Here is a 22,857-nt window from a genome sequence, read left to right on the forward strand (position 1 = left end):
CTCCAATTTTAGAGTCTCTCTAAAATTCTGTGCTACGGTCGGGCTCATGGAACGAGTGCGGTGCTGCATCGCCGGGGGCGGACCGGCGGGGGTGATGCTCGGGCTGCTGCTGGCCCGGGCCGGGATCGACGTCGTGGTGCTGGAGAAGCACCACGACTTCCTGCGTGACTTCCGGGGCGACACCGTGCACCCGTCGACCCTGCGGCTGCTCGACGAACTGGGTCTCGGCGAGCAGTTCGCCGCTTTGCCGCGCGGCTTGCTGACGAAGGCGCGGCTGCGGGTCGAGGACGAAGCGATTGTGGTCGCCGACTTCGGCGGGCTGCGCGGCCCGCACGCGCACATCGCGATGGTGCCGCAGGCGGACTTCCTGGAACTGCTCGCCGGCGCCGAGCCGGGGATGTCGCTGCGGATGGGCTGCGAGGTCACCGAACTGCTGCGGGACGGCGAGCGCGTGACCGGCGTCCGCTACCGGGACGACCGCGGCGACGTCCACGACCTGGCCGCGGACCTCACCGTCGGCTGCGACGGCCGCTGGTCGGCGGTCCGGCGCGCGGCCGGGCTGCGGCTGCGGGAGTTCGCCGTGCCGATGGACGTCTGGCAGGTCCGCGTCCCGAAGGGGCCCGAACCCGGCCCGGACGGCGCGGTCTTCATCCGCATGGCGGGCGGCCAGGCCGCGGCCACGATGGACCGCGGCGACTACTACCAGACGGCGTACCTCATCCCGAAGGGCCGCGACGCCGAACTCCGGCGGGGCGACATCGCGGAGTTCCGCACCCGCCTGGGCGCGCTGATGGACTGGGACGCCGACCGGCTCGCGGCGATCCGGTCCTGGGCCGACGTCCACCACCTGGACGTCCGGATGGGCCGCCTCCGCCGCTGGTACGCCGACGGCGTGCTGTGCATCGGCGACGCGGCCCACCCGATGTCCCCGACCGGCGGCGTCGGGGTCAACCTGGCGATCCAGGACGCGGTGGCGGCCGCGACGCTCCTGGCCGCCCCGCTGCGGCAGGGCCGCGTCCCGACGGCGAAGCTGGCGGCGGTCCAGCGTCGCCGGTCCCTCCCGACCGCGGCGGTGCAGCAGTCCCAGCGCGGCGAGCAGGCGATGCTGCTCGAACCCTGCCTGAACGGGACCCTCCGCCGGCTCCCGGCCCCGCTGCGCCTGGTCGGCCGCACCCCGCTCCTGCAACGCTTCGCGGGCTTCCTCGGCGGCGTCGGCTTCCGCCCCGAGCACGCGCCGCCCTTCGCGCGCCGGCCGTCTACTGTGGACCGGTGAGCCGGCGCACCTCAGCCGGGGTACGGGCGGGCCGCCCTGGCCTCAGTCAGGGAGCGGGCCCACCAGCCGAGCTGCTCCAGCATCGCCTTCGCCGCCACTCCCGCCGCTTCGTCGGTCGGCGTCCCGTCCGGCCCGAAGCGCGTGTGGGCGCCGTGGAAGCTGACCGTTTCGCGGATCGTCACCGCGTGGAGCTCGGCGAAGACCGCCCGCAGGTGCTCGACCGCGCGCAGCCCGCCCGAGATCCCGCCGTAGGACACGAAAGCGACCGGCTTCGCCCGCCACTCGTCGCGGTGCCAGTCGATCGCGTTCTTGAGCGAGGCCGGGTAGCTGTGGTTGTACTCCGGGGTCACCACCACGAACGCGTCCGCGGCCGCGAGGCGCGGGGTCACCTTCCCGATCTCCGCCACGACCGACGGCGCCGGCGCCGCCCCGAAGGCGGGCATCGCCAGCGGCAGATCGGGTTCGGCGAGGTCGACGACGTCGACTTCGAAGCCGCCGCTCTCCCCCGCGACGCCGGCCAGCCAGGCGGCCACCACCGGGCCGAACCGTCCCTCCCGGACACTTCCCACGATCACCGCGACCCGCACGGGTGCTTCGGACACGTTTTCCTCCTCGCCACTGCGGTGTTGTCACCGTCCGGGCCAGGATCGGACTTCAAGCTCGCTTGAAGTCAAGCGTGCGACTGTGGTTGCATGACCGGCATGGCGAACGCGACGCTGCCCGACCTGACGGTCGGCGAACTTTCCCGGCGCAGCGGGGTTCCCGCGTCGGCACTGCGGTTCTACGAAGACGAAGGCCTGATCCGCAGCCGCCGCACGGCCGGGAACCAGCGCCGCTACTGCCGGGACGCCCTGCGGCGGGTGACGTTCATCAGGATGTCGCAGCGGGTCGGCATGCCGCTGTCCACCATCCGGGAAGTGCTGGCCCTGCTGCCCGACGACCGCACGCCCACGCGCGCGGACTGGGCGCGGATCTCGCAGTGCTGGCGGGAAGACCTGAACGCGCGCATCCGCCAGATGGAACAGCTGCGCGACGAGCTGACCGACTGCATCGGCTGCGGGTGCATGTCACTGGCCAAGTGCCGGCTGGCCAACCCGGGCGACCGGCTCGGCGCCGACGGCCCGGGGCCCCAGCGCCTCGCCGACCACCGCGGGGACGGCTACTACGAGGCTTGACGCTCCAGCACGCCGCGCAGGAACATCGCCTGGCCGGCGTGCTGGATGTCGTCGTCGAGGACGCTGATCAGGCGCACGCCCAGCGTCACCGGCGGGTCCCAGGCCTCGTCGACGACCCGGTCGAGCGCCGCGTCGTCGAGGCCCGTCACGTACCGGACGGTCTGCTCGTGCACGGCGTCGTAGTAGCCGGTGAGCAGGTCCGGCTTGTCGACGCGGACCGCCTCGACGTCGGCGGGGCGGTGGCCGTAGCCGGTGTCGCCGGCCGGGAACGGGAGGCCGAAGCGCGACAGCCAGTCCTGGCCGGTCCACACCTGCTCCGTGCCCGCCACGTCCGCGACGTGGTCGTCCTGCACCCGGGTCAGGTGCCACACCAGCCAGGCGATCGAGTTGGCCTCGTCGTCCAGCCGGGCCCGGAGCTGCTCGGCGGTGAGTCCTTCCACCGCCGCGTGCACCGTGCCCTGGACCCTGCTGAACCCGTCGACGAGCAGTTCGGCCACGTTCATTCGGCTGCCTCCCGTTGCTGACGCCGTTTGCCGGCGGCTACCCGATCATGCCCGCCGGCAAACGGTTCCCGCTAGCGCGGCAGCAGCTGGTCGAAGAACGAGCGGTAGCGCCGCAGCGCGATCCGCAGCTCTTCGGTGGCCGGTTCGCCCTGCTGCCACTGGCCTTCCAGCTCGCTCTTGTGCTCGGCGAACGTGGTGGCCAGCGCGCTGATCACGGCCGCGACCAGTTCGTCGGCCTCACGCACGGCCTGCTTCGGGTCGTCGACGAAGCCGGTCTGGACGTTCTGCCAGCGGTCGCGGAAGCCGGTGACCTTCTCCTCGTCGATCAACGGCGGCGTCTCGACGTCGCCACCCGACCCCTTGGACGCGGTACCGGTGTCGGAGCCCGCCGAAGCCAGGTCCGCCGTGCTCAGGCCGTGGTCCTGGCCGGTGCCCGGCTCGCGGAACTCGGCCTGCTCCTGCTCGGGGACCTCGGCGGTGCCGTCGCGGGAGTCGCGGCCGAGGTCGTCGTCCCGGTCGGTGCTGTGCCGCGTCAGGTGCTCGGTCATGGTCAGCGTCCTCCGTTCCACTCGGTCCGCGGCTGCGCGGACGCCTGGTGCTCGTGCTGCTCGGTGTCGTGCCGGTGACCGTTCCGGCGGTCGTGGTCGTGGTGCTCCTCGCCGGCGCCGTCGGTCAGCAGGTCTTCGAACACGGTCCGGTAGCGGACCATCGCGTCGCGCAAGTCCTCAGTGGACGCTCCGTCACGCTTCTGCTGCGTGGTGTGCGCGGCCCGGTAGTGCTCCAGGGTCTTGGCGTGGCGCACGGAAAGATCGGACAGCTGCTGCTCGTACCCCTCGGTCGGGTAGCCGCGTTCGGCCATCAGCGCGACGAGGAGGTGGTCCGCTTCGGCGACCGCGGCGGACGGCTGGTCGACGAACTTTTCCTGCACCTGCGCCCATTCCCGGGCGTAGCGCTCCCGCGCCGAGGCCGACAGCGGGCGGATGTCGAGCTCCTTGTGGCGGCGTTCCCGCTCGGCCAGCTCGCGTTGCGCGGCACGCGGGTTGTCGCTCTCCTCCACGGCGCGGTCGTACTCCGGCCCGAAGCGCTGTTGCAGTCGTTTTCGCTGCATCTCTTGTGTCACAAGCCAGATCACGGCGCCGAGCACCGCGATGGCCACGACGACGATCACGACGATCAGCCAGGTGGGCATCACACAACTCCTTCATGGATGTCGCCCCCGATGGGACCGGTGTGCCCGCTACCCGGACACCGAAAACCACGGCCGCCCGCGATTCGGCCGACCGGCCGCGTCGATGCCGCCGGATGCCCGGCGTAACGCAGGTAACACCGGAAAACTAGCGTTGTTACCAGCCAAGTGTTATCGTCGATAACAGAACAACGGCAGCAGCGTTACCAGGAGGCAGGCACGATGAGCACCACCACCGAACCCCGCGTCGCGATCGTCACCGGCGGCTCCCGCGGCATCGGCCGCCAGGTCGCCGAGCGGCTGGCGGCCGACGGCATGGCCGTCGTCGTCAACTACGCCGGCAACGAGCAGGAGGCCGCGGCCGCCGTCGACGCCATCACCGGACGCGGCGGGCGGGCCATCGCCGTCCGGGCCGACGTCGCCGACCCGGCCGCGGTCGCGGAGCTGTTCGACACCGCGGAACGCACCTTCGGCGGGGTGGACGTCGTCGCGCACCTGGCCGGGGTGATGAACCCGCCGACGCCGATCGCGGACATCGACTTCGAGGTCCTCGACCGGGTGCACCGCACCAACATCCGCGGCACGTTCGCGGTGGCGCAGCAGGCCGCGAGGCGGGTGCGCGACGGCGGCGCCGTGATCACCACCTCGACGTCCGTGCTCGGCCTGAACCTGCCGGGCTACGGCATCTACAACGCGACGAAGGGCGCGGTCGAGGCGATCACCATGATCCTCGCCCGCGAGCTGCGCGGCCGCGACATCACGGTCAACACGGTGGCCCCCGGCCCGACCGCGACCGCGCTGTTCCTCGACGGCAAGGACGAGGAGACGATCGCGCGGATGGCCCAGCAGCCCCCGCTGGAGCGGCTCGGCCGCCCGGAGGACATCGCCGAGGTCGTCGCCTTCCTCGCCGGCCCGGCCCGCTGGGTCAACGGCCAGGTGCTGCGCGCCAACGGCGGGATCGTCTGAGGAGGGCGGTCACCGGCCTGCTCAGCCCGGCGCCCGCGTGAACCGGGTGACGATCAGGTGGTCCTTCGCCGGGCCGCGGACCGCCCACTCCTGCCGCCAGCGCCGCGCGTCGAGCACCTCGTAACTCCCCCGGTACAGGTCGTCGCGGCACGGGTGGTCGGTGGTCCAGTGCCCGGCGCGCAGGTCGAGCTCGTGGAAGAAGCCGCCGTGGTCGAAGTGGACGTCGGCCCGGCCGGGCGCGGTGGGGCGGTAGTGCAGCGTGCGCGTGACCGGGCCGGAGTAGCCGCCGAGGCGCATCTCGCCGGCTTCGCGGTAGACGAGCTCGCCGCCCTCTTCGGTGAAGCTCGCCGTGCCCGTCACCTCGCCCGCCGCCTCGCCGTCGGCGGTGAGGATTTCGCGGTCCAGCCGCCACGCACCGGCGAAATGCGCGACGAGATCGGGAACCGGCCAGTACTCCACCCGGCCAGTCTGCCACCCGGCGGCGGGCCGGGCCGGAACTGTCGGACCCCCGCTCTATAGTCGGCCGGGTGGCAGAGACCGACCTCGCACCCGCGTCCGACGCGCTGGAGACCCTCCGGCGCGTGTTCGGCTACGACAGCTTCCGCGGCGACCAGGCGGCGATCGTCGAGCACGTGATCGCCGGCGGCGACGCGCTCGTCCTGATGCCCACCGGCGGCGGGAAATCCCTGTGCTACCAGATTCCCGCGCTCGTGCGCCCGGGCGTCGGCGTGGTGATCTCGCCGCTGATCGCCCTGATGCAGGACCAGGTCGACGCGCTGCGCAACGCCGGCGTCCGCGCCGGGTTCCTCAACTCCACCCAGGACTACGCGGCCCGCCAGGAGGTCGAGTCGGCGTTCCTGAGCGGCGAGCTCGACCTGCTCTACCTGGCGCCGGAACGGCTTTCGGTCGAGTCCACCGTGCGGCTGCTCGACCGCGGCAAGATCTCGCTGTTCGCGATCGACGAAGCGCACTGCGTCGCCCAGTGGGGCCACGACTTCCGGCCCGACTACCTCCAGCTCTCCGCGCTGCACGAGCGCTGGCCGGACGTCCCGCGGATCGCGCTGACGGCGACCGCGACCGAGGCCACCCACCGGGAGATCTCCACGCGGCTGGGGCTCGACGACGCCCGGCACTTCGTCGCGAGCTTCGACCGGCCGAACATCCAGTACCGGATCGTCGGGAAGAACTCGCCGCAGCGGCAGCTGCTCGAGCTGCTGCGCACCGAACACCAGGGTGACGCCGGGATCGTCTACTGCCTGTCCCGGAACTCGGTCGAGAAGACCGCGGAGTTCCTGGTGCAGAACGGGATCCCGGCGGTCCCGTACCACGCGGGCCTCGACGCGCGCACGCGGGCGAAGCACCAGTCGCGGTTCCTGCGGGAGGACGGGCTGATCGTGGTCGCCACGATCGCGTTCGGCATGGGCATCGACAAACCGGACGTCCGGTTCGTCGCGCACCTCGACCTGCCGAAGTCGGTCGAGGGCTACTACCAGGAGACCGGCCGCGCGGGCCGGGACGGCCTGCCCTCGACCGCGTGGCTCGCGTACGGGCTGCAGGACGTCGTGCAACAGCGCAAGATGATCGACACGTCCGAGGGCGACGACGCGCACCGCCGCCGGCTCGGCGCGCACCTGAACGCCATGCTCGCGCTGTGCGAGACGGTGGAATGCCGCCGGGTGCAGGTGCTCAACTACTTCGGGCAGCAGGCCGAGCCGTGCGGCAACTGCGACACGTGCCTCAACCCGCCGGAGAAGTGGGACGGCACGATCGCGGCGCAGAAACTGCTGTCGACGGTGGTGCGGCTGCGCAACGAGCGGCGGCAGAAGTTCGGCGCCGGGCAGATCATCGACATCCTGCTCGGCAAGTCCACGCCGAAGGTCACGCAGTTCCAGCACGACACGCTCAAGACCTTCGGCATCGGCACCGACCTGCGCGAACAGGACTGGCGGGCGGTCGTGCGCCAGCTGCTCGCCCAGGGCCTGCTCGCGGTCGAAGGCGACTACGGCTCGCTCGTGCTCACCGAGGCCAGCGCCGAAGTGCTGAGCGGCGACCGCCAGGTGATGCTGCGCCGCGAGCCCGAGCGCGCGGCCGCCGCGAAGGTCCGCGGCACGCGGAAAGCCGCCGCCGCGGTGGACATGCCCGCGGAGGCGGCGCCGCTGTTCGAACGCCTGCGTGCCTGGCGGGCCGGCGTCGCGAAGGAGCAGGGCGTACCCGCGTACGTCATCTTCCACGACGCGACCCTGCGCCAGATCGCCACGCGACGACCGTCGTCGCTGGCGGACCTGGGCACGGTCAGCGGAGTCGGCGAGAACAAGCTCGCCAAGTACGGCGAGGGGGTCCTCGAAGTCCTGGCCGCCGAGTGACCTAGCGGGCGGCCGGCCCGGGCTGTCCCGGTTCGCCGGTCACGGAGTTGACCTTGCGGACCGCGCCGGCGATCTGCTCGTGGTACTTGCCCTTGGTCTTGTCGTCGACGAACTTGGCCGCCTTGCCGACAGCCCCGTTCACCTTTTCGGGGTTTTTCTTGGCGTACGCGCGGGCGGCGCCGGCCGCGCCGGCCAGCACGGTGAGCTTGCGCAGGAAAGCCATGGTCGTCTCCCTCGTCGGTGTGCGGTCATCCTGACAACGCGGACGAACCACCCGGAGGTTCCCCGTGTGACGACGGCCAAACAAAATTGCCGCGCGAGCTGCGCCTCGCGGCCTCTAGGGTCGGGCTCATGCGCGACCTGGCGACCTTGCCGAAGGCCCACCTGCACGTCCACCTCGAGAGCACGATCCGGCCGGGCACGCTCCGCGAACTCGGCGAGGCGAACGGCGTCGCCGTCCCGGCCGAGCCGCCGGAGTTCGACGGTTTTCGCGCGTTCGCCGACTACAACGCGCTCATCCGGGCCTGCCTCCAGCAGCCCGGGGACTTCGAGCGCATCGCACGCGAGTACTGCGAAGACGAACTGGCCCAAGGCACGCGCTACGCCGAAGTCACGTTCACCGCGGCCTCGCACGGGGAACGACTCGGCGACCTCGAGATGCCGCTGGCGTCCGTCCTCAACGGACTGTCCGGAACCCACGGCCTTGAGTGGCGGCTCGTGCTCGACCACTCCCGGCGCCGCTCGGTCGAACGCGCCGAGCGCACCCTCGACCTCGCCCTGAAGTACGACGAAGTCTTCGCGATCGGCATGGCGGGCGAGGAAAACCACTCGTTGCGGCCGTTCGCGACGCTCTTCGAAAAGGCGCAGGCGGCCGGGATCCGCCTGCTGCACCACACCGGCGAGGACGCCGGGCCGGACAGCATCCGCGAAGCGCTCGAAGTGGGCCGGACCGAACGGCTCGGGCACGGCATCCGCGTCCTCGACGACCCGGCGCTCGTCGCCGAGGTCCGCGACCGGGGCCTGGCGCTGGAAGTCTGCCCGTCGTCGAACGTGACGCTGGGACTGGTGCCGTCGCTACCCGAGCACCCCCTCCCCCGCCTGCGCGACGCCGGGCTGACCGTCACGATCAACACCGACGTCCCTTCGGTGACCGGCGCGGAACTCGCCGCGGAGTACGCCCGCGTCCGCGACGCGTTCGGCTACGACGACGCCACGATGGCGGACTTCGCACGCGCGAGCGTCACCGCGTCCTTCGCCCCCGAAGCGACGAAGCGAAAGCTCCTCGCGGACATCGACGCGTGGCTCACACCGGCACACCAGCACCTGACACCGGGGACCTGATGAAAAGAATCGATACGGCAGGGAAATTCTGGCTAATCGGTCATGAAGAAGACGTATTGCCAGGAAGACTTAAATTCGACCCGGCAGCACAAGGGATTGAATTATCATTAATCGGGAGATTCAAGAGCAGCGGTAGCCCAAACAGAGAACTCGACACCAGAATTCTCGGAATTTGTGATTCCGGTCCCGTCACACTCGATCGATCATTCTTCGCAGGAAACGTTATTCGAAGTTCCGGATTGGACGAATCTCGACATCACGCAAATCGCCTATTCATGGGTCATCACTTTACCGACCCAGAGATAGCAGTCACTTCAGCAACCATCGAGATTGATCACCTTTCCGATTGGATAGCTCAAACTGGAATCACCAAGCAATTCACACCCCGCGACGTAACATCCAACACTCCGAGCGCATTCTCAGCCTCTTGCACTTCCACCCCAGCCGAGGCGAGCGATTTTTCCCGTGGGAGCATCACACTAAACTCACACTGGCGACAAGAAGAGACCTCACCCCATCAGGTTCAGTTAAACTACTGGCATTCAATCAGAATTGAATACGAGACACCTCAAGCTTTCGAAGTGGCTCAGCGCGATGTCGCAAGGCTGCAGGATCTTGTCACCATGTGCACGGACTCCTTTGCAAATCTCACAAATTTTTCAATCGAAGCCCCTGATGCAATGGTGACAATGATCGATGGAACACAGACGGAGTTCAGTCAGCGAATCGAGTTCTTAGCACCTTCGATCCATCGAAAGAGTGACAAGACCTCGCGCCGCAGCGCAAATTCGTCTAATTTTATCACATTCGCAGAGGTCGGCGGCGTCGCAACACTCGCAAACTGGGTCGACCATGTCGACTCGTTTCAGCAGCCCCTTAACTCAATGATGAGCATCAGGCACAACACTCAAATGTACATGGAGAACAAGTTTCTCAACATAATGCAGGCCGCTGAAGCCTACCATCGAATTACGCATTCGAACTCACATGTTGACGAGGAGGAGTTCTCGAAGCTCCGACTTGAACTTGTCGCCGCCACTCCCGCCGAACATCGTGATTGGCTCGACGAAAAGATCAAGTTCATCAACACGCCAACCTTGAATAAGAGGATGCGACAGCTCGCACGATCAGCCGGGCCTAGCATCAGAGCGCTGATCAAGAATCTCGACCACTGGTCATTTACTATCGCGGGCACCAGAAACGAACTGACACACCTGGGTCGCAAGTCCGGTAAGATAACAGGAAGAGACCTATACTACTTGTCCGAATCAGTTTACATAGTTATTCGAAGTTGTATGCTTCTCGAAGCAGGGGTTGCACCAGTAGAATTATCAAGAAAAGCGGACTCGGAGGCGTTACTACAACATGCTGACCGTATCCATGCGAGCATCCAGCGGGTGCGTCACGAGCTACGCGAAACTTAGTCGACGTTGAGCAATTGCGCGACGCGTGGCTCACACCGGCAGCAGGCGGGTGACGAGCGCGGAAAGCTGCTGCACCGTACGGCATTCGTGCATCTCGACGACGTCCGCGTACTCCAGCGCCGCCGAGTCGCCGGTCGACCAGAGCGACCGCCGCTCCGGGTTCAGCCAGTAGACGTGGCGGGCGCGGGACTTGATCGCGCGGACCGCGTCGAGATTGGGGTCGCCGCCGTTGGTGCGGGCGTCGCCGAGGATCAGCACCGACGTGCGGGGGCCGACGGCGTCCAGCCAGTTCTCGGTGAACTGGCGCAGGGAGCCGCCGTAGTCGCTGTGGCCGTCCCAGCGCACCAGGGCCGCTTCGGACAGCATGCGCGCGCCCAGGTGCTCGGGGTCGGCGGTGCCGGTGGTGACCAGGTGGGTGACCTCGTCGGCGCTGTCGACGAAGGCGAACACCCGGATCTTGCTGAACTGGTCGCGCAGCGCCTGCACCAGCAGCATGGTGAAGTTCGCGAAGCCGGCCACCGACCCGGAAAGATCGCACAGCAGCACGATTTCCGGCCGGCCGGGCCGCCGGTGGCGGTAGGCCGGGCGCAGCGGGACGCCGCCGGTGGACAGCGAGCGACGCAGCGTGCGGCGCAGGTCGATCTGGCCGCGCGTGGTGCGCTTGCGGCGGGCGGCCAGGCGCGTCGCCAGCTTGCGGGACAGCGGCTGGATCGTGCGGCGCAGCTCCGCGAGCTGGTTGCGGCTGGCGATGAGGAAGTCGACGCGGTCGGGCGCGGGGGCGATGGCGTGCTTCGCGACGCGTTCGCGGCCGCGGACCTCGGCCGCGCGGCGGCGCGCCTCGGTGCGGACCCGGCCGCGGAACCCCTCGACGCGGCGGCGGATCTCGTCGCGGTCGAGCCGGTCGGTGAACTCGCCGCGGGCGCCGCCGCCGCGGACCGCGGCCAGCACCCGGGCGATCAGCGTCTGCGGCTGGAGCCGCTCCAGGGTCTGGTGCGCCGAGAACCCGCCACCGGGTCCGGACGCCGAGCCGTACTGGCCGAGCAGGTCGACCGCGAGCCCGGCGAGCTGGGCGAGCGCCTGCTCGTCCCCGTCGGCCAGCGCGGCGGCCAGCTCGTCCCGCAGCTCTTCCAGTGTCGACGGCTCTTCGCGGGCCCGTTCGGGTGCGCCGATCCCGGCCGGGAAGTACAGGTCGAAGGCGGCGTCGAAGACCGCGCGCTGCCCACCGCGGCGGACCAGCGCGGCGGCCAGGCCTTCTCGGACGAGCGCGCGGTCGTCCATGCCGAGGACTTCCAGCGCGGCCGCGGCGTCGACCGTCTCGGCGGGACCGGCCGGGATGCCCTGGGCCCGGAGTGCCTTGACGAACGACGCGAGCCGTTCCGGCACGCCGCCGGTCACGATGCGTCCAGGACCTGTTCGAGCTGCAGCCCGGCGCCGGCCTTGGCGATGTCGTCCTGGTGCTTGAGCACGACGCCGAGGCTCTCCCGCACGACCCGCTCGTCCAGCGTCGACGCCCCGAGCGCGAGCAGCGTCCGCGCCCAGTCGATGGTCTCCGCGACCGACGGCAGCTTCCGCAGGTCCATCGCGCGCAGGGCGGCGATCACCCGGACGACGGAATCCGCGAGCGCGGCGTCGATGCCCGGGACCTTGAGCCGGACGATGTCGCGTTCCAGCTCCTCGTCCGGGAAGTCGATGTGCAGGAACAGGCACCGGCGGCGCAGCGCTTCGGACAGCTCGCGCGTGGCGTTGGAGGTCAGGACGGCGAACGGCGGGCGCGTGGCGGTGATCGTGCCGAGCTCCGGGACGGTGACCTGGAAGTCGCCGAGCACCTCCAGCAGCAGGCCCTCGACCTCCATGTCTGCCTTGTCGGTCTCGTCGATGAGCAGCACGGTCGGCTCGGCCGACGAGATCGCGGTGAGCAGCGGGCGGCGGAGCAGGAACTCCTCGCCGAAGATGTCGGTGCGGGCCTGCTCCCACGTCTCGTCGCGGCCGGCGGTGATCCGCAGCAGCTGCTTCGCGTGGTTCCACTCGTAGAGCGCGCGGGCCTCGTCGATGCCTTCGTAGCACTGCAGGCGCACCAGCCGCGAGCCGCTGACCTGGGCGACCGCCTTGGCGAGCTCGGTCTTGCCGACCCCGGCCGGCCCTTCGACCAGCAGCGGCTTGCCCAGCCGGTCGGCGAGGAACACCGTCGTCGCGACCGCCGTGGAGGCCAGGTAGCCCGCCCCGGCCAGCTTGGCCGACACGTCGTCGACGGAGGTGAAGAATCCGGTGCCCACCACGTGCCTCCTAAGCGCTCGCTCACCCGGAGCGTACCCGAAGGGCGGGCTAGCATCGGCCGCGTGACCTACGTTGCGGCATCCGGCCGATACGACTCGATCCCCTACCGGCGCTGCGGGCGTTCCGGGCTGAAGCTGCCGGCGATCTCGCTCGGGCTGTGGCACAACTTCGGGCACGACCGCCCGCTGCAGACACAGCGCGACATCACCCGCCGCGCCTTCGACCTCGGCATCACCCACTTCGACCTGGCGAACAACTACGGCCCGCCCTACGGCTCGGCGGAGGAGAACTTCGGGCGGCTGCTGGCCACCGACTTCAAGCCCTACCGCGACGAGCTGGTGATCTCGACCAAGGCGGGCTACGACATGTGGCCCGGCCCGTACGGCGAGTGGGGCTCCCGCAAGTACCTGCTGTCCTCCCTGGACCAGTCGCTCGGCCGGCTGGGCCTGGACTACGTCGACATCTTCTACTCCCACCGCTTCGACCCCGAGACGCCGCTGGAGGAGACCGTCGGGGCGCTCGACCGCGCGGTCCGCGCCGGGAAAGCGCTCTACGTCGGGATCTCGTCGTACAGCTCCGAGCGGACCGCCGAGGCGGCGCGGCTGCTGCGCGAGCTCGGCACGCCGCTGCTGATCCACCAGCCGTCGTACTCGATGCTGAACCGCTGGATCGAGGAGGACGGCCTGCTCGACACGCTGGACGAGGCGGGCGCGGGCTGCATCGCGTTCTCGCCACTCGCCCAGGGCCTGCTGACCGACAAGTACCTCGACGGCGTCCCGGCGGGCTCGCGGGCCGCGCAGGGCAAGTCGCTGAACCCGGACACCCTGGACGAGAACCGCCTGAACCGCGTCCGCGCGCTCAACGCCATCGCCGGACGCCGCGGCCAGTCGCTGGCCCAGCTGGCGCTGGCGTGGGCGCTGCGCGACCACCGGGTGACGTCGGTGCTCATCGGCGCGAGCAGCGTCGAGCAGCTCGAGGACAACGTCGGCGCGCTCGGCAACCTGGACTTCTCGTCCGAGGAGCTGACCGAGATCGACGGCCACGCGACCGACGCGGACATCAACCTCTGGAAGCGGTCCTCGGACGCCTGAGGCCGCCACGACGGCGGGGCGCACCACGCGTCCCGCCGTTTTCCGGTCCAACGTTTGACCAGATTTCGTATTTGGTCATACGATGGCGTGGTGCCTCCTGCCGAAGACCGGGCCGAACGCGCCGAGCGCATCCTCGACGCGGCCGCCGAGCTGCTCCTGCGCGCCGGGTACCGGCGCACGACCGTCGAAGACGTCGCCGAGCGCGCCGGCGTCGGCAAGGGCACCGTCTACCTGCACTGGAAGAACCGCGAGGAGCTGTTCCTCGCGGTGCTGCTCCGCGAGTCCGTCCGCAGCCTGGAAGACCTGGTCGCGGCGCTCGAGGCCGACCCGCTCGCCGTCGGACTGGCCCGGCTCACCGCGATCCAGTACGCGAACGTGCTGGGCCGGCCGCTGCTGCGCGCCGGGTACGCCGACGACGCGGGCACGCTCGGGAAGCTGCTGCCGAAGCTGCACACCAAGCTCGACCCGCGCCACCAAGAGGCGTTCGTCGACTACCTCGAGCTGCTGGCGGCGAACGACCTGCTGCGCGCGGACCGGCCGGCGCGCGAGCTCGCCGTCGCCTACCAGGCCGTGCTGCACGGGTTCCTGCGCGCCGCGCACCCGCCGGAGCTGATCGCCGACACCGTCGCGCACGCCTTCGAACCGGCCGCGCTCTCGACGAGGCAGCTGCGCGCGGTCGCGCCGCGGGTCCTCGAGCTGTTCACCGAATCCGTCGCGCTCGACCGGAAGCAGATCGAGCGCGCGTACTGACCCCCTGGAGGCCCTGGTGCGCACCGGAATCCTGATCGACGAACTCGGCGTCGGCTTCGACGCCATGACCGCGCAAGCGCGCGAAGCGGCGAAGCTCGGCTACCGCACGCTGTGGGTGGCCCAGCGCGGCGGCTGGGACGCGCTCACCGCCCTGCCCGCCCTCGGGGCCGCCGCGCCCGGTACCGAGCTGGGGACCTGCGTGGTCCCGACCTACCCGCGCCACCCGATCACCATGGCCGCGCAGGCGCTGACCGCCCAGGCGGCCACCGGGGTGCCGGTCCACCTCGGTGTCGGGCTGAGCCACAAGTTCATCGTCGAAGGCGAGTTCGGGTACTCCTACGACCGCCCGCTGCGGCACCTGCTCGAGTACCTGGAAGCGCTGCACCCCTTGCTGCGCGGCGAAAAAGCGGACGTCCACGGCGAGACGCTGACGGCCGCGGGCGGGGTGACCGCACCGGGCGCCGCCCGGCCCCAGGTCCTGCTCGGCTCGGTGAGCCCGCGGTCGACGCGGCTGGCCGGCGAGCTGGCCGACGGCGTGATCACGACGTGGGCGGGACCGCGGGCCACCGGCGAGTTCGTGGTGCCCACGCTCGGGACGGCGGCCCGCGTGGTCTCCGGCCAGCTGATCTGCGTGACGTCCGAACCAGACGAACGCCGGAAGTGGGTCGAGGAGACCTACGGCGCCGCGGCGAACGTCCCCGCCTACCGCGCGATCCTGGACCGGGAAGGCCACGAGCGCGTCTCGGACAGCGCCATCGTCGGCGACGAGGAAACCGTGCTGCGCCAGGTGAAATCCCTCGAAGCCGCGGGCGCGACCGAACTGCTGGTGATGCCCTTCGGCCCGGCCGCGGACCAGGCCCGCACCCGCGAACTGCTGGCCGCCGGGTGAACCGCCACCGAGGAAACCTGACCCGATCGGACCAGCGCGCCGCCGTCGATCCGGGCCCGCCGCGTTCGTGTGGACGACGGCAACCACGAGGAGGAGCGCCATGGCCCACTACCTGCTGTCCGTCCACAGCGTCGACGGCGAAGTCCGCGAACCACCCACCGAGGAGCGGATGCGCGAGGCGCAGCGGCTGCTCGGCGACGTCGAGCGGGACCTGAAGGCCACCGGTGCCTGGGTCTTCAGCGCCCGGCTCGCCGACCACGCCGAAGCCAGGGTGGTCCGCGAAGCCGGTGACGACGTGCTCACGACCGACGGGCCGTTCGCCGAAGGCAAGGAGCACATCGGCGGGTTCTACCTGATCGAGGCCGCCGACCTGGCCGCCGCGCTGGGGTGGGCGGCCCGGGTCACCGCTGCGATCCACGCGCCGATCGAGGTGCGCGCGCTCGCCGGGTTCGCCTGAGCCGGCTCAGCGCGGCGCCGGGAGGTGGGCCGTCTCCGGGAACAGGTTCAGCGCCCGCAGGGCCGCGCCCAGCTCCGCGATGTCCGCCGGGTTCGTCAGCGACCGGCCCAGCTCCTCCGTGATCCGCTTCAAGCGGTGCCGGATCGTGTTGGGGTGGCAGAACATCCGCTCCGACGTCAGCTTCGTCGAGCCCTGGCAGTCGAACCACGCGCGCAGCGTCAGCAGCAGCACGTTCCGGTCGTCGCCCGGGAGGTCCAGCACCGGCTGGAGGACGTGGTGGGCCAGCTGCACCGACGCCTCCGGGGCGCTGGCCACCAGTCCGGCCAGCGGCGACTCGGTGAACTGGACCAGGCCGGGCGTGCCCGGCGTCATGCTGGACAGCGCGACGCGGGCGAGGTGCAGCGCGCGGGCGGTGTTGCCGAGGCCGGTGAACACCGGGCTGATGCCCACCCGGCCCACCGGGTGCTCGCGCACCAGCTCCACGACGGCCTTCGACGCGGCCGGGTCGCGCAGGGACACCACGCCCACCTGCAGGTCCGGCGTCAGCCGCCAGGCCGACGCGTGGTGCAGCCCGCGCAGCCGGGCCTCGATCTGGGGCAGCGGTTCCTGGCCGAGGCGCGGGGTTTCCGCCGCGACGACGACGAACGTGCCGTCCAGCGACAGCTCGAGCACGCGGGCGATGTCCCACAACGTGCCCTCGGTCGCGGTGCCGCCCGCGAACAGCGCCTCGACCAGTGCCGAGCGCCGGTTCTGGTGCGCCACCATCACTTCCGCCGTGGTGTCGCGATAGGACGTCGTGAGGGCTTCGGCGAGGTCGTCGACGAGCGCCCAGATCGCCGTCGTGGCCGCGACCAGCCCGGCCAGGTCCTGCTCGCGGGCGGTCAGCTCGACGAACCGGTGCCACACCTCGGTCAGCCCGATGCGGTACGCCCGCAGCAGCTCCGGCAGCGGCGCGCCCTGCAGCGCCCGGGCGCGTGCGGTCGCGTGGGCCTGCGCCAGGTCCGGGCCGTCCGAGCCGCGCAGCGTGCGCATCACGTGCTCGAGGTTGGCGCGCACCGACGCGCGCAGCTCGGCGTGCGTGACGAACCGGGCGTCGGCGTAGACCGGCATCTCGGCGCGGATCTGCCGCACGGTGCTCTCGATCAGCTCGGGCAGCTTCCGCTCGACGTCGGCGGCGAGGACGGCGACCCGCGGGGCGAGCCCGTCGGACAGCAGCGCCTGGTAGTGCATGGGTGCCCTCCGGTCCCCCGGCCTCTTCGTCGAGGCCCGAGACCCGCATCTAACCCGAAAGCACCAGCCACGACCGGGTGAACTTGCTCCAGGCACCGCGAATGCGGAGGTTCTTGTGGAGAACCTCCGCATCCGCGTCAGGCCATCTTGGCGGCCGCGCTCTTGATCGCCTCCCGGATCCGGAAGTAGGTGCCGCAGCGGCACACGTTCTGGATCGCGTCGATGTCGGCGTCCGTCGGGTTCTTCGTCTTCTTCAGCAGCGCCACGGCCGCCATGATCTGCCCCGGCTGGCAGTAGCCGCACTGCGCGACGTCCTGCTCCAGCCAGGCCTCCTGGACCGGGTGCAGCTCGTCGCCGTCGGCCAGGCCCTCGATCGTGGTGACCTCCTTGCCCGCGCAGTCGGAAACCGGCGTGACGCAGGGGTTGAACGCCTCGCCGTCGAGGTGGCTGGTGCAGGCCTTGCAGACGTTGATGCCGCAGCCGTACTTCGGCCCGCGGACCTTGAGCTTGTCGCGCAGCGCCCACAGCATCGGCAGGTCGGCGGGCGCGTCGACGGTGACGGTCTTCCCGTTCACCACGAAGGTGTAGTTGGGCACGGTGGTTCTCCTCAGCGCGGGAACGGGTCGAAGTCGACCGGGAAGGTGATCGGGAAGCTGCGGGGCTTGATCCCGGTCGCCCGGGCGTAGGCGTTGGCGATCGCGCCGACCGGGGCCGGCAGGCCGAGCTCGCCCGCGCCGCCGATGTCGTCGCCGGTCGCCGGCATGACGTGCACCTGGACGTCCGTCGGCGAGTTCTTCTGCCGCGCGTAGTGGAACTGCGAGTAGCTGCCCTCCAGCGGCAGCCCCTTGTCGATGTGCAGGCCCGCGGTGAGCGTCGTCGAAATCGCATCGGTCAGGCCGCCGAGCATCTGCGCCTGGATCCCGCGCGGGTTCACCGGCTTGCCGACGTCGACCGCGATGGTCGCCTTCGTGACGCGCGGGTGCTTCGGGTCGCGCGCGTCCAGCTCGACCAGGCAGGCGGTGTAGGACTTGTACTCGCCGTGCACCGCGACGCCCTGCGCGAACCCGGCGGGCATCTTCTTGCCCCACTCCCCCAGTTCGGCGACCTTGTCGAGCACCGCGCGCTGCCGCTCCTCCTTGATGAACTCGCGGCGGAAGGCCACCGGGTCCTTGCCGAGCTTCGCGGCGATCTCGTCGACCATGATCTCTTCGGCGCCGCGGGTGTTCGCCGAGTAGACCGACCGCCACGCCGAGGTGTGGAACTTCAGCGGGACCTCGTTGAGCAGCTGCGTGGTGACGCCGAAGTTGTACGGCGACTTGACGGTCAGCAGGAACACCGTCTGCGCGAAGCTCAGGTTCCCGCCGACCGGCAGCTTCGCCGCGAACGCGGTGAGGATCTCGCCGAGGCCGTGGCTCCAGTCGGTTTCGACGCTGGCGACGCGGTGCTCGAACGTCAGCACCTGCCCGAGCGCGAAGGTGGCGCGGATCCGGTGGAAGCTGGCGGCGCGCGCCCGCCCGTGCCGCATGTCGTCGATCCGGCTCCACATCAGCCGGACGGGCTTCTTCATCGCCTTCGAGATGTGCGCGGCTTCGAGGGCGGCGTCGAAGAACAGCCGGCGCCCGAACGAGCCGCCGCCCTGCTGGACGTGCACGGTGACCTTGTTCTCCGGCAGCCCCAGCTCCTGGGCGATGGTCTGCTTGGCCACGATCGGCGACTTCAGCCCGGCCCAGATGGTCGCGCTGTCCTCCCGGACGTCGGCGACCGCGGAGTTCGACTCCATCGGCGCGTGGCTGGCGAAGGCGAAGTCGAACTCGCCGTCGACGTACTGCGTCAGCAGCGGCGGCACCACGAACGGCAGCGCGGCCCCGCGCAGCTTCTTCTTGATGCTCTCGTTGTCTTCACCGTCCACTGTGCCCGGACCCCAGGTGACGTCGAGGGCGTTCTTGCCGTCGAGGGCCTGGCCGAACGTCTCGGCCATCACCGCCACGCCGGTGGGCACGACGGCGATGTCGATGATCCCCGGCATCGCCCGGACCGCGGCCTCGTTGTTGACCTTCTGCACGGTGCCGTTGATCGACGGCGGCCGCCGCACCATCACCGGGTTCGCGCCGGGGACGTCGAGGTCGAGCGTGTAGACCTGTTTGCCGGTGACCATCGCGCGGGCGTCCTTGCGCGAGGTCGGCGTCCCGACGAGCGTGTGCGCCGACTCGGCCTTCGGCGCGATGGTCCCCGTGGTCAGGTCCGTGCGCGACGCCGGCCCGGCGAGGACGCCGTAACCCGCGCTGCGGCCGTCGGGCGCCCACACCGCACCGTCGCGAGTGGACAGCCGCGACGCGTCGGTTCCCCACTGCGCCCCGGCCGCGGCGACCATCCGGGCGCGCGCGGTCGCCGCGGTGGCGCGGACGGGGTCGTAGAGCGAGCGCATCGTGTTGGAGCCGCCGGTCAGCTGGTTGAACAGCAGCTCGGTGCGCGCGTCGGACAGCACGACGTCGACGCGGTCGAGCGGCAGGTCCAGCTCCTCGGCGACGAGCATCGCGGTCGCCGTCGTGATGCCCTGCCCGACTTCGGCGCGGGGCAGCTGCAGCCGCGCCCGCCCGTCGGGCGTCATTTCGAGCACGAGCATCCCGGCGGTCGGCGCGCACGACAGCGTCAGCACGTCGCCGAGGTCGAGGATCTCCGCGGGCTGCGGCAGCGTGGGGACGACGGCGTTGGCCGTCGCCGGGGCCACCGCGTCGGCGGTGAGCTTGGTGGCGACGGTGAGCGTGGGCGCGGCGACGAGGTAGGTCAGGAAGCGGCGGCGGCCGACTTTCCCGGCTTCGGGCTCGGCTGGTTCGGTGGTGGGACTGGCCATCGGGAATCCCTTGCAGCGTGGTGGCGGGGTGCGCGCCACGCTAAGCAGGCGTTGTCAGGCCGTCAACGCGGAGTAGTCGAGTTCGCCCATTCCTGTGACGAGATGACAGTGGGAGCTACCGAATGTGTGCGCCGCCACAGTGCCGGACGGCCCAACGGGCTGGTTCAGCCGGCGTCCGAGCCGCGTTCCCGGCGGGCTTCGAGCAGGTCGTCGCGGGCACGCGCGACCCGGGAGCGGACGGTGCCGACCGGCACGCCGCAGACGTCGGCGGCCTCGGCGTAGGACAGCCCGAGCACCTGGGTCAGCACGAGCACCTCGCGCCGGTCCGGGTCGAGGCCGTCGAGCAGCACGCCGAGCTCGACCAGGTCCTCGAACCCGGCGGCGGCGCGCCCCTGGTCGACCGGCGCGTCCCAGTCGATCTTCGGCCGGGCGGACGCGGCCCGGATCTGGTCGACGACCACCCGGCGCGCGATCGCCAGCAGCCAGGTGCGCGACGATGAGCGGCCGGCGAAGCGGCGAAGGCTGCCGAAGGCGCGGAGGTAGGTCTCCTGCGTCAGGTCGTCGGCGGCGGCCGCGTCGGTGAGGTGCGCGAGGAAGCGCCAGACGTCGGCCTGGGTCGCGCGGACCCACTCCTCCAGGGCCCGCCGGTCACCCCGGCCGGCGGCCAGCGCGAGAGCCGTGACGCGTTCGTCGTCCTCACCGCGGGTCATGGTGCGGAACGTAGCAGTAACCGGGAACTTTGTGACCCCGCCGTCCGACTAGTGGACCATGAGGTGCGAGGACTGCCGCGAAGCGCTGTCGGCCCGGCTGGACGGCGAGAGCGAACCGGTTTCGCCCGACGAGCACCTGGCGACCTGCGCGGCCTGCCAGGAGTGGTTCGCCGGCGCGGAACGGCTGCGGCGCGCGATGCTGCTGCGCCCGGCCCCCGCGGTCCCGGACCTCACCGCGGCGATCCTCGAGCGCACCCCGGCGCCGTCGGGCGAGGGCTGGGGCCTGCGGATCGCGCTGGCCGTCGTCGCGGTCGCGCAGCTCGGCCTGGCGTTCGCCCAGCTGCTCGGCACCGCGGGCGGCCACGGCGGGCTGCACTTCGACCACGAGAGCGGCGCGTGGAACCTGGCGGTGGGTATCGGGCTGCTGGCCGCGGTCGTCCGCCCGAAGACCGCGGCCGGCCAGCTGCCGCTGCTGACCGGGTTCGTCGGGGTCCTGCTGGTGCTCTCGGCGGGCGACCTGGCGGCCGGTCAGGTGACGTTGGCCCGGCTGGCGACGCACCTGCTGGTGGTGCTGGGCTTGGCGCTGCTGTACGCGGTCCACCGCAGCCACCGCGATCGCGGCACGCCCGTGCCCGCGGCGACGGCCGACGGGACGTCGACGTCCGGATCCACTGTGGACGCTCCGGCACCGGCCCGGCCGCGTCCCCGCGGTTCCCGGCGCCAGGCCCACGGCCGGCACGCGGCCTGACTCCCAAGCGCCCCAAGGTGGCCTTCGGTGCGTCAGACGCACCCAAGGCGGCCTTCGGTGCGCAAGACGCAACCAAGGCCACATTGGGGCGCTTGGGGCGGGCGGTATAGGGCGTTATACGAGCTTGGGCACCAGGCGGTCCGCCGTCCGCAGCACGAAGGCGACGGGCCGCGCGAAGAGCGCCACGAGCACGCCGACCAGTGGACCGCGGCGGCGGGCCGCGACGCGCGGCGGAAGCGCCGAAAACAGCGTCGCGAGGCCCGGGAGCGGCCGGGCGAACACCGTGCACTCGGCGATCTGCCCGTGCTCGTCGACGCGCACCACGTTCATCGCTTCGAGTTCCGCACCGCGGACACGGGCCCGGAAGGAGAACGACGCCGTGTCGCCACGCACGAGCGGCTCGGTGGTTTCGACGTCCTCGAGCACGGCGAAGATGTCGCGGTGCAGGGCCGCCACCTGGTCCCGGCCCTCGAAGCGCACTCGCGCGCTGAGCGGGGAGTGGAAGACGACGCCGGGGGCCAGCAGGCCGGCGACCGCGTCGGCGTCACCGCTTTCCCCGGCCGCGCGCAGGGCGGTGATCGCCGGCGGGACGGTCATGACAGATTCCTCAGGCTCGTCGGTGACTCCATGAGCCGAAGCTACCGTCAGCACTGCGGTCTCGCCCGGGCGCTCGACGCCGTGGGGTGACGGGCCGCGGGAGCCGATCGAGGGGCTCGTCCGCTGGTCCGCGCCGAACCCGAGATCGTGCCGGGCCTGGCCGTCGGTGTGCTCACTTTCGACCAGGCCGCGGTGCGAGCGCTCTTCGGGGGCTGAGGCTCAGGCGAACTTCGTCTTCGGGCGCTCCTGCCGCACCCCGTCGACGAACACGTCCACCTTCTCGTCGAGGAACGCCACCAGCCCGGCGGCGCGGATGCTCTCCGGCAGCGGCGTCGGGTAGCTCCACGCGAGGTCGGCGTGCCCGGCCACGTCGAAGTGCTCGGCCGCGCCCTTGTACGGGCAGTGCGTCACCGTGTCGATCTTCTCGAGCAGGTCCATCCGGACGTCGACGCGGGGCAGGTAGTAGCGGACCGGCAGGCCGGTCTCGAACAGCAGGTGCGGCCGGACGGTGTCGGCGACCGTGACGCCGTCGACCTCGATCCGCACGTGACGCGAGCTGGGAAGGATGTCGACGCGCACACCGGGGTCGCGCGGGTGCGTGAAGATCTGCTCGTCCTCTTCGAACCAGTCGAACGCCGCGAAGTCGAAGCGGACGTGGTCCCGGAGCTCCTCGATGGGCGAATCCGGGTGTTCCAGCGCGCCGTCCACCGCCTCGGCCCGGCCGACCTTTATCGTCGACAGAACACCATCTCCGCGGCTGGGCGAGTGCGTCGTCCGGCCGGAGGGGGTGAGAACGCCGCTCACGACGTCCGCGCGCGGGAAGTAGTACGTGGGGTAGTACGGGACTTCCCACACCAGAAGGGGGTGCACCGTGTCCGCGACGAGTTCCCCGCCGAGGAACACGCGCACCCGCTTCGCGCCTTGTGCCACGCGGACCCGGCCGCGTACCGGAGTGCTCATGCCCCGGTCAACGGGTTCCGGATCGGACGTATTCCGGGAAATCCGGGGCACGGGCGGCTAGCGTGGCGG

At 70.8% G+C, this 22,857-nt stretch carries 25 protein-coding genes; 11 read left to right on the top strand and 14 right to left on the bottom strand.

All coding sequences use genetic code 11. The annotated features are described in order from the left end of the window. Nucleotides 1-46 precede the first annotated feature (46 nt). Complete coding sequence (locus EIY87_RS24320) at nucleotides 47-1,273, top strand: FAD-dependent oxidoreductase (protein WP_125312120.1); 1,227 nt, start codon at nucleotides 47-49, stop codon at nucleotides 1,271-1,273. Between the two features lie 11 nt (nucleotides 1,274-1,284). Here EIY87_RS24320 and EIY87_RS24325 read toward each other — a convergent pair whose 3' ends face one another. Beyond that, nucleotides 1,285-1,875: an NADPH-dependent FMN reductase gene (locus tag EIY87_RS24325; protein WP_125312122.1), complete on the bottom strand. Its 591-nt coding sequence runs from the start codon at nucleotides 1,873-1,875 to the stop codon at nucleotides 1,285-1,287. A 90-nt stretch (nucleotides 1,876-1,965) separates the two neighbouring features. On the opposite strand from EIY87_RS24325, the gene soxR reads away from it, so the two are divergent. Continuing rightward, nucleotides 1,966-2,448 carry a redox-sensitive transcriptional activator SoxR gene (gene soxR, locus EIY87_RS24330; protein WP_125312125.1) on the top strand — a complete coding sequence of 161 codons (483 nt, stop codon included), beginning with the start codon at nucleotides 1,966-1,968 and terminating at the stop codon, nucleotides 2,446-2,448. Here soxR and EIY87_RS24335 read toward each other — a convergent pair. The 3 genes from EIY87_RS24335 to EIY87_RS24345 form a co-directional block, all read right to left on the bottom strand. Beyond that, nucleotides 2,436-2,951 (bottom strand): mycothiol transferase, encoded by a 516-nt coding sequence (locus tag EIY87_RS24335; protein WP_125312127.1) that lies wholly within the window; start codon nucleotides 2,949-2,951, stop codon nucleotides 2,436-2,438. The genes soxR and EIY87_RS24335 overlap by 13 nt on opposite strands. A 71-nt stretch (nucleotides 2,952-3,022) precedes the next feature. Next, nucleotides 3,023-3,499 carry a hypothetical protein gene (locus EIY87_RS24340; protein ID WP_125312129.1) on the bottom strand — a complete coding sequence of 159 codons (477 nt, stop codon included), beginning with the start codon at nucleotides 3,497-3,499 and terminating at the stop codon, nucleotides 3,023-3,025. 2 nt (nucleotides 3,500-3,501) lie between these two features. Next, nucleotides 3,502-4,140, bottom strand: coding sequence for a hypothetical protein (locus EIY87_RS24345; protein ID WP_125312132.1), 639 nt, complete (start codon nucleotides 4,138-4,140; stop codon nucleotides 3,502-3,504). A 219-nt stretch (nucleotides 4,141-4,359) separates the two neighbouring features. On the opposite strand from EIY87_RS24345, the gene EIY87_RS24350 reads away from it, so the two are divergent. After that, a complete protein-coding gene (locus EIY87_RS24350; protein ID WP_125312134.1) occupies nucleotides 4,360-5,103 on the top strand; it encodes an SDR family oxidoreductase in 744 nt (247 codons plus the stop codon). Between the two features lie 21 nt (nucleotides 5,104-5,124). Here the strand turns inward: EIY87_RS24350 and EIY87_RS24355 are convergent, their stop codons facing one another. Then, complete coding sequence (locus EIY87_RS24355) at nucleotides 5,125-5,562, bottom strand: DUF6314 family protein (protein WP_125312136.1); 438 nt, start codon at nucleotides 5,560-5,562, stop codon at nucleotides 5,125-5,127. A 68-nt stretch (nucleotides 5,563-5,630) separates the two neighbouring features. Here EIY87_RS24355 and recQ point away from each other — a divergent pair, with 68 nt between their 5' ends. Continuing rightward, nucleotides 5,631-7,466, top strand: coding sequence for a DNA helicase RecQ (gene recQ / locus EIY87_RS24360; RefSeq protein ID WP_125312138.1), 1,836 nt, complete (start codon nucleotides 5,631-5,633; stop codon nucleotides 7,464-7,466). 1 nt (nucleotide 7,467) lies between these two features. Here recQ and EIY87_RS24365 read toward each other — a convergent pair whose 3' ends face one another. Beyond that, on the bottom strand, nucleotides 7,468-7,689 hold the full coding sequence (locus EIY87_RS24365) for an antitoxin (RefSeq protein ID WP_125312140.1): 222 nt from the start codon (nucleotides 7,687-7,689) through the stop codon (nucleotides 7,468-7,470). Between the two features lie 128 nt (nucleotides 7,690-7,817). Between EIY87_RS24365 and add the strand changes: the two genes are divergently transcribed. Together add and EIY87_RS24375 are read left to right on the top strand one after the other, a co-directional pair. Then, nucleotides 7,818-8,807 carry an adenosine deaminase gene (add, locus tag EIY87_RS24370; protein WP_125312142.1) on the top strand — a complete coding sequence of 330 codons (990 nt, stop codon included), beginning with the start codon at nucleotides 7,818-7,820 and terminating at the stop codon, nucleotides 8,805-8,807. Then, complete coding sequence (locus EIY87_RS24375) at nucleotides 8,765-10,231, top strand: ApeA N-terminal domain 1-containing protein (protein WP_125312144.1); 1,467 nt, start codon at nucleotides 8,765-8,767, stop codon at nucleotides 10,229-10,231. Before add ends, EIY87_RS24375 begins: the two co-directional genes overlap by 43 nt. A gap of 30 nt (nucleotides 10,232-10,261) precedes the next feature. Here the strand turns inward: EIY87_RS24375 and EIY87_RS24380 are convergent, their stop codons facing one another. Both EIY87_RS24380 and EIY87_RS24385 read right to left on the bottom strand, forming a co-directional pair. Next, nucleotides 10,262-11,626 (bottom strand): vWA domain-containing protein, encoded by a 1,365-nt coding sequence (locus EIY87_RS24380; protein ID WP_125312146.1) that lies wholly within the window; start codon nucleotides 11,624-11,626, stop codon nucleotides 10,262-10,264. Further along, the gene (locus EIY87_RS24385) at nucleotides 11,623-12,504 is read right to left on the bottom strand and encodes an AAA family ATPase (RefSeq protein ID WP_125312149.1); all 882 of its coding nucleotides are present in this window, start codon (nucleotides 12,502-12,504) and stop codon (nucleotides 11,623-11,625) included. The genes EIY87_RS24380 and EIY87_RS24385 overlap by 4 nt, the downstream gene beginning before the upstream one ends. Before the next feature lie 63 nt (nucleotides 12,505-12,567). On the opposite strand from EIY87_RS24385, the gene mgrA reads away from it, so the two are divergent. The 4 genes from mgrA (at nucleotide 12,568) to EIY87_RS24405 (ending at nucleotide 15,692) form a co-directional block, all read left to right on the top strand. After that, the gene (gene mgrA, locus EIY87_RS24390; RefSeq protein ID WP_125312151.1) at nucleotides 12,568-13,596 is read left to right on the top strand and encodes an L-glyceraldehyde 3-phosphate reductase; all 1,029 of its coding nucleotides are present in this window, start codon (nucleotides 12,568-12,570) and stop codon (nucleotides 13,594-13,596) included. Nucleotides 13,597-13,686: 90 nt separating this feature from the next. Then, nucleotides 13,687-14,346 carry a TetR/AcrR family transcriptional regulator gene (locus EIY87_RS24395; protein ID WP_125312153.1) on the top strand — a complete coding sequence of 220 codons (660 nt, stop codon included), beginning with the start codon at nucleotides 13,687-13,689 and terminating at the stop codon, nucleotides 14,344-14,346. Between the two features lie 16 nt (nucleotides 14,347-14,362). Then, nucleotides 14,363-15,235, top strand: a complete 873-nt coding sequence (locus EIY87_RS24400; RefSeq protein ID WP_191984249.1) for a TIGR03564 family F420-dependent LLM class oxidoreductase — start codon at nucleotides 14,363-14,365, stop codon at nucleotides 15,233-15,235. Between the two features lie 100 nt (nucleotides 15,236-15,335). After that, nucleotides 15,336-15,692, top strand: coding sequence for a YciI family protein (locus EIY87_RS24405; protein ID WP_225440016.1), 357 nt, complete (start codon nucleotides 15,336-15,338; stop codon nucleotides 15,690-15,692). Nucleotides 15,693-15,698: 6 nt separating this feature from the next. Here EIY87_RS24405 and EIY87_RS24410 read toward each other — a convergent pair whose 3' ends face one another. From EIY87_RS24410 to sigC, 4 genes are all read right to left on the bottom strand, one after another. Continuing rightward, nucleotides 15,699-16,922 carry a PucR family transcriptional regulator gene (locus tag EIY87_RS24410; protein ID WP_125312157.1) on the bottom strand — a complete coding sequence of 408 codons (1,224 nt, stop codon included), beginning with the start codon at nucleotides 16,920-16,922 and terminating at the stop codon, nucleotides 15,699-15,701. A gap of 137 nt (nucleotides 16,923-17,059) precedes the next feature. After that, complete coding sequence (locus EIY87_RS24415) at nucleotides 17,060-17,518, bottom strand: (2Fe-2S)-binding protein (protein WP_086863103.1); 459 nt, start codon at nucleotides 17,516-17,518, stop codon at nucleotides 17,060-17,062. Nucleotides 17,519-17,529: 11 nt separating this feature from the next. Then, a complete protein-coding gene (locus EIY87_RS24420; protein ID WP_125312159.1) occupies nucleotides 17,530-19,773 on the bottom strand; it encodes a xanthine dehydrogenase family protein molybdopterin-binding subunit in 2,244 nt (747 codons plus the stop codon). A gap of 164 nt (nucleotides 19,774-19,937) precedes the next feature. Beyond that, nucleotides 19,938-20,483 (bottom strand): RNA polymerase sigma factor SigC, encoded by a 546-nt coding sequence (gene sigC, locus EIY87_RS24425; RefSeq protein ID WP_125312161.1) that lies wholly within the window; start codon nucleotides 20,481-20,483, stop codon nucleotides 19,938-19,940. A 58-nt stretch (nucleotides 20,484-20,541) separates the two neighbouring features. On the opposite strand from sigC, the gene EIY87_RS48950 reads away from it, so the two are divergent. Next, the gene (locus EIY87_RS48950; protein WP_191984250.1) at nucleotides 20,542-21,231 is read left to right on the top strand and encodes a hypothetical protein; all 690 of its coding nucleotides are present in this window, start codon (nucleotides 20,542-20,544) and stop codon (nucleotides 21,229-21,231) included. Nucleotides 21,232-21,345: 114 nt separating this feature from the next. Here EIY87_RS48950 and EIY87_RS24435 read toward each other — a convergent pair whose 3' ends face one another. Continuing rightward, complete coding sequence (locus EIY87_RS24435) at nucleotides 21,346-21,828, bottom strand: nuclear transport factor 2 family protein (protein WP_125312163.1); 483 nt, start codon at nucleotides 21,826-21,828, stop codon at nucleotides 21,346-21,348. A 219-nt stretch (nucleotides 21,829-22,047) separates the two neighbouring features. Continuing rightward, entirely contained in the window at nucleotides 22,048-22,788 is a 741-nt protein-coding gene (locus tag EIY87_RS24440) for a DUF427 domain-containing protein (protein ID WP_191984251.1), read from the bottom strand. Nucleotides 22,789-22,857 lie beyond the last annotated feature (69 nt).

It is taken from the genome of Amycolatopsis eburnea, assembly GCF_003937945.1.
Classification (GTDB): domain Bacteria; phylum Actinomycetota; class Actinomycetes; order Mycobacteriales; family Pseudonocardiaceae; genus Amycolatopsis; species Amycolatopsis eburnea.

Excerpts from the sequence above, each read along its gene's own strand:
- EIY87_RS24320 (WP_125312120.1), top strand. The coding sequence starts at position 47 with ATGGAACGAGTGCGGTGCTGCATCGCCGGGGGCGGACCGGCGGGGGTG.
- soxR (WP_125312125.1), top strand. The coding sequence starts at position 1,966 with ATGACCGGCATGGCGAACGCGACGCTGCCCGACCTGACGGTCGGCGAA.
- EIY87_RS24335 (WP_125312127.1), bottom strand. The coding sequence starts at position 2,951 with ATGAACGTGGCCGAACTGCTCGTCGACGGGTTCAGCAGGGTCCAGGGC.
- EIY87_RS24340 (WP_125312129.1), bottom strand. The coding sequence starts at position 3,499 with ATGACCGAGCACCTGACGCGGCACAGCACCGACCGGGACGACGACCTC.
- EIY87_RS24345 (WP_125312132.1), bottom strand. The coding sequence starts at position 4,140 with ATGCCCACCTGGCTGATCGTCGTGATCGTCGTCGTGGCCATCGCGGTG.
- EIY87_RS24350 (WP_125312134.1), top strand. The coding sequence starts at position 4,360 with ATGAGCACCACCACCGAACCCCGCGTCGCGATCGTCACCGGCGGCTCC.
- EIY87_RS24365 (WP_125312140.1), bottom strand. The coding sequence starts at position 7,689 with ATGGCTTTCCTGCGCAAGCTCACCGTGCTGGCCGGCGCGGCCGGCGCC.
- add (WP_125312142.1), top strand. The coding sequence starts at position 7,818 with ATGCGCGACCTGGCGACCTTGCCGAAGGCCCACCTGCACGTCCACCTC.
- EIY87_RS24405 (WP_225440016.1), top strand. The coding sequence starts at position 15,336 with ATGGCCCACTACCTGCTGTCCGTCCACAGCGTCGACGGCGAAGTCCGC.
- EIY87_RS24410 (WP_125312157.1), bottom strand. The coding sequence starts at position 16,922 with ATGCACTACCAGGCGCTGCTGTCCGACGGGCTCGCCCCGCGGGTCGCC.
- EIY87_RS24420 (WP_125312159.1), bottom strand. The coding sequence starts at position 19,773 with ATGGCCAGTCCCACCACCGAACCAGCCGAGCCCGAAGCCGGGAAAGTC.
- sigC (WP_125312161.1), bottom strand. The coding sequence starts at position 20,483 with ATGACCCGCGGTGAGGACGACGAACGCGTCACGGCTCTCGCGCTGGCC.
- EIY87_RS48950 (WP_191984250.1), top strand. The coding sequence starts at position 20,542 with ATGAGGTGCGAGGACTGCCGCGAAGCGCTGTCGGCCCGGCTGGACGGC.
- EIY87_RS24435 (WP_125312163.1), bottom strand. The coding sequence starts at position 21,828 with ATGACCGTCCCGCCGGCGATCACCGCCCTGCGCGCGGCCGGGGAAAGC.
- EIY87_RS24440 (WP_191984251.1), bottom strand. The coding sequence starts at position 22,788 with ATGAGCACTCCGGTACGCGGCCGGGTCCGCGTGGCACAAGGCGCGAAG.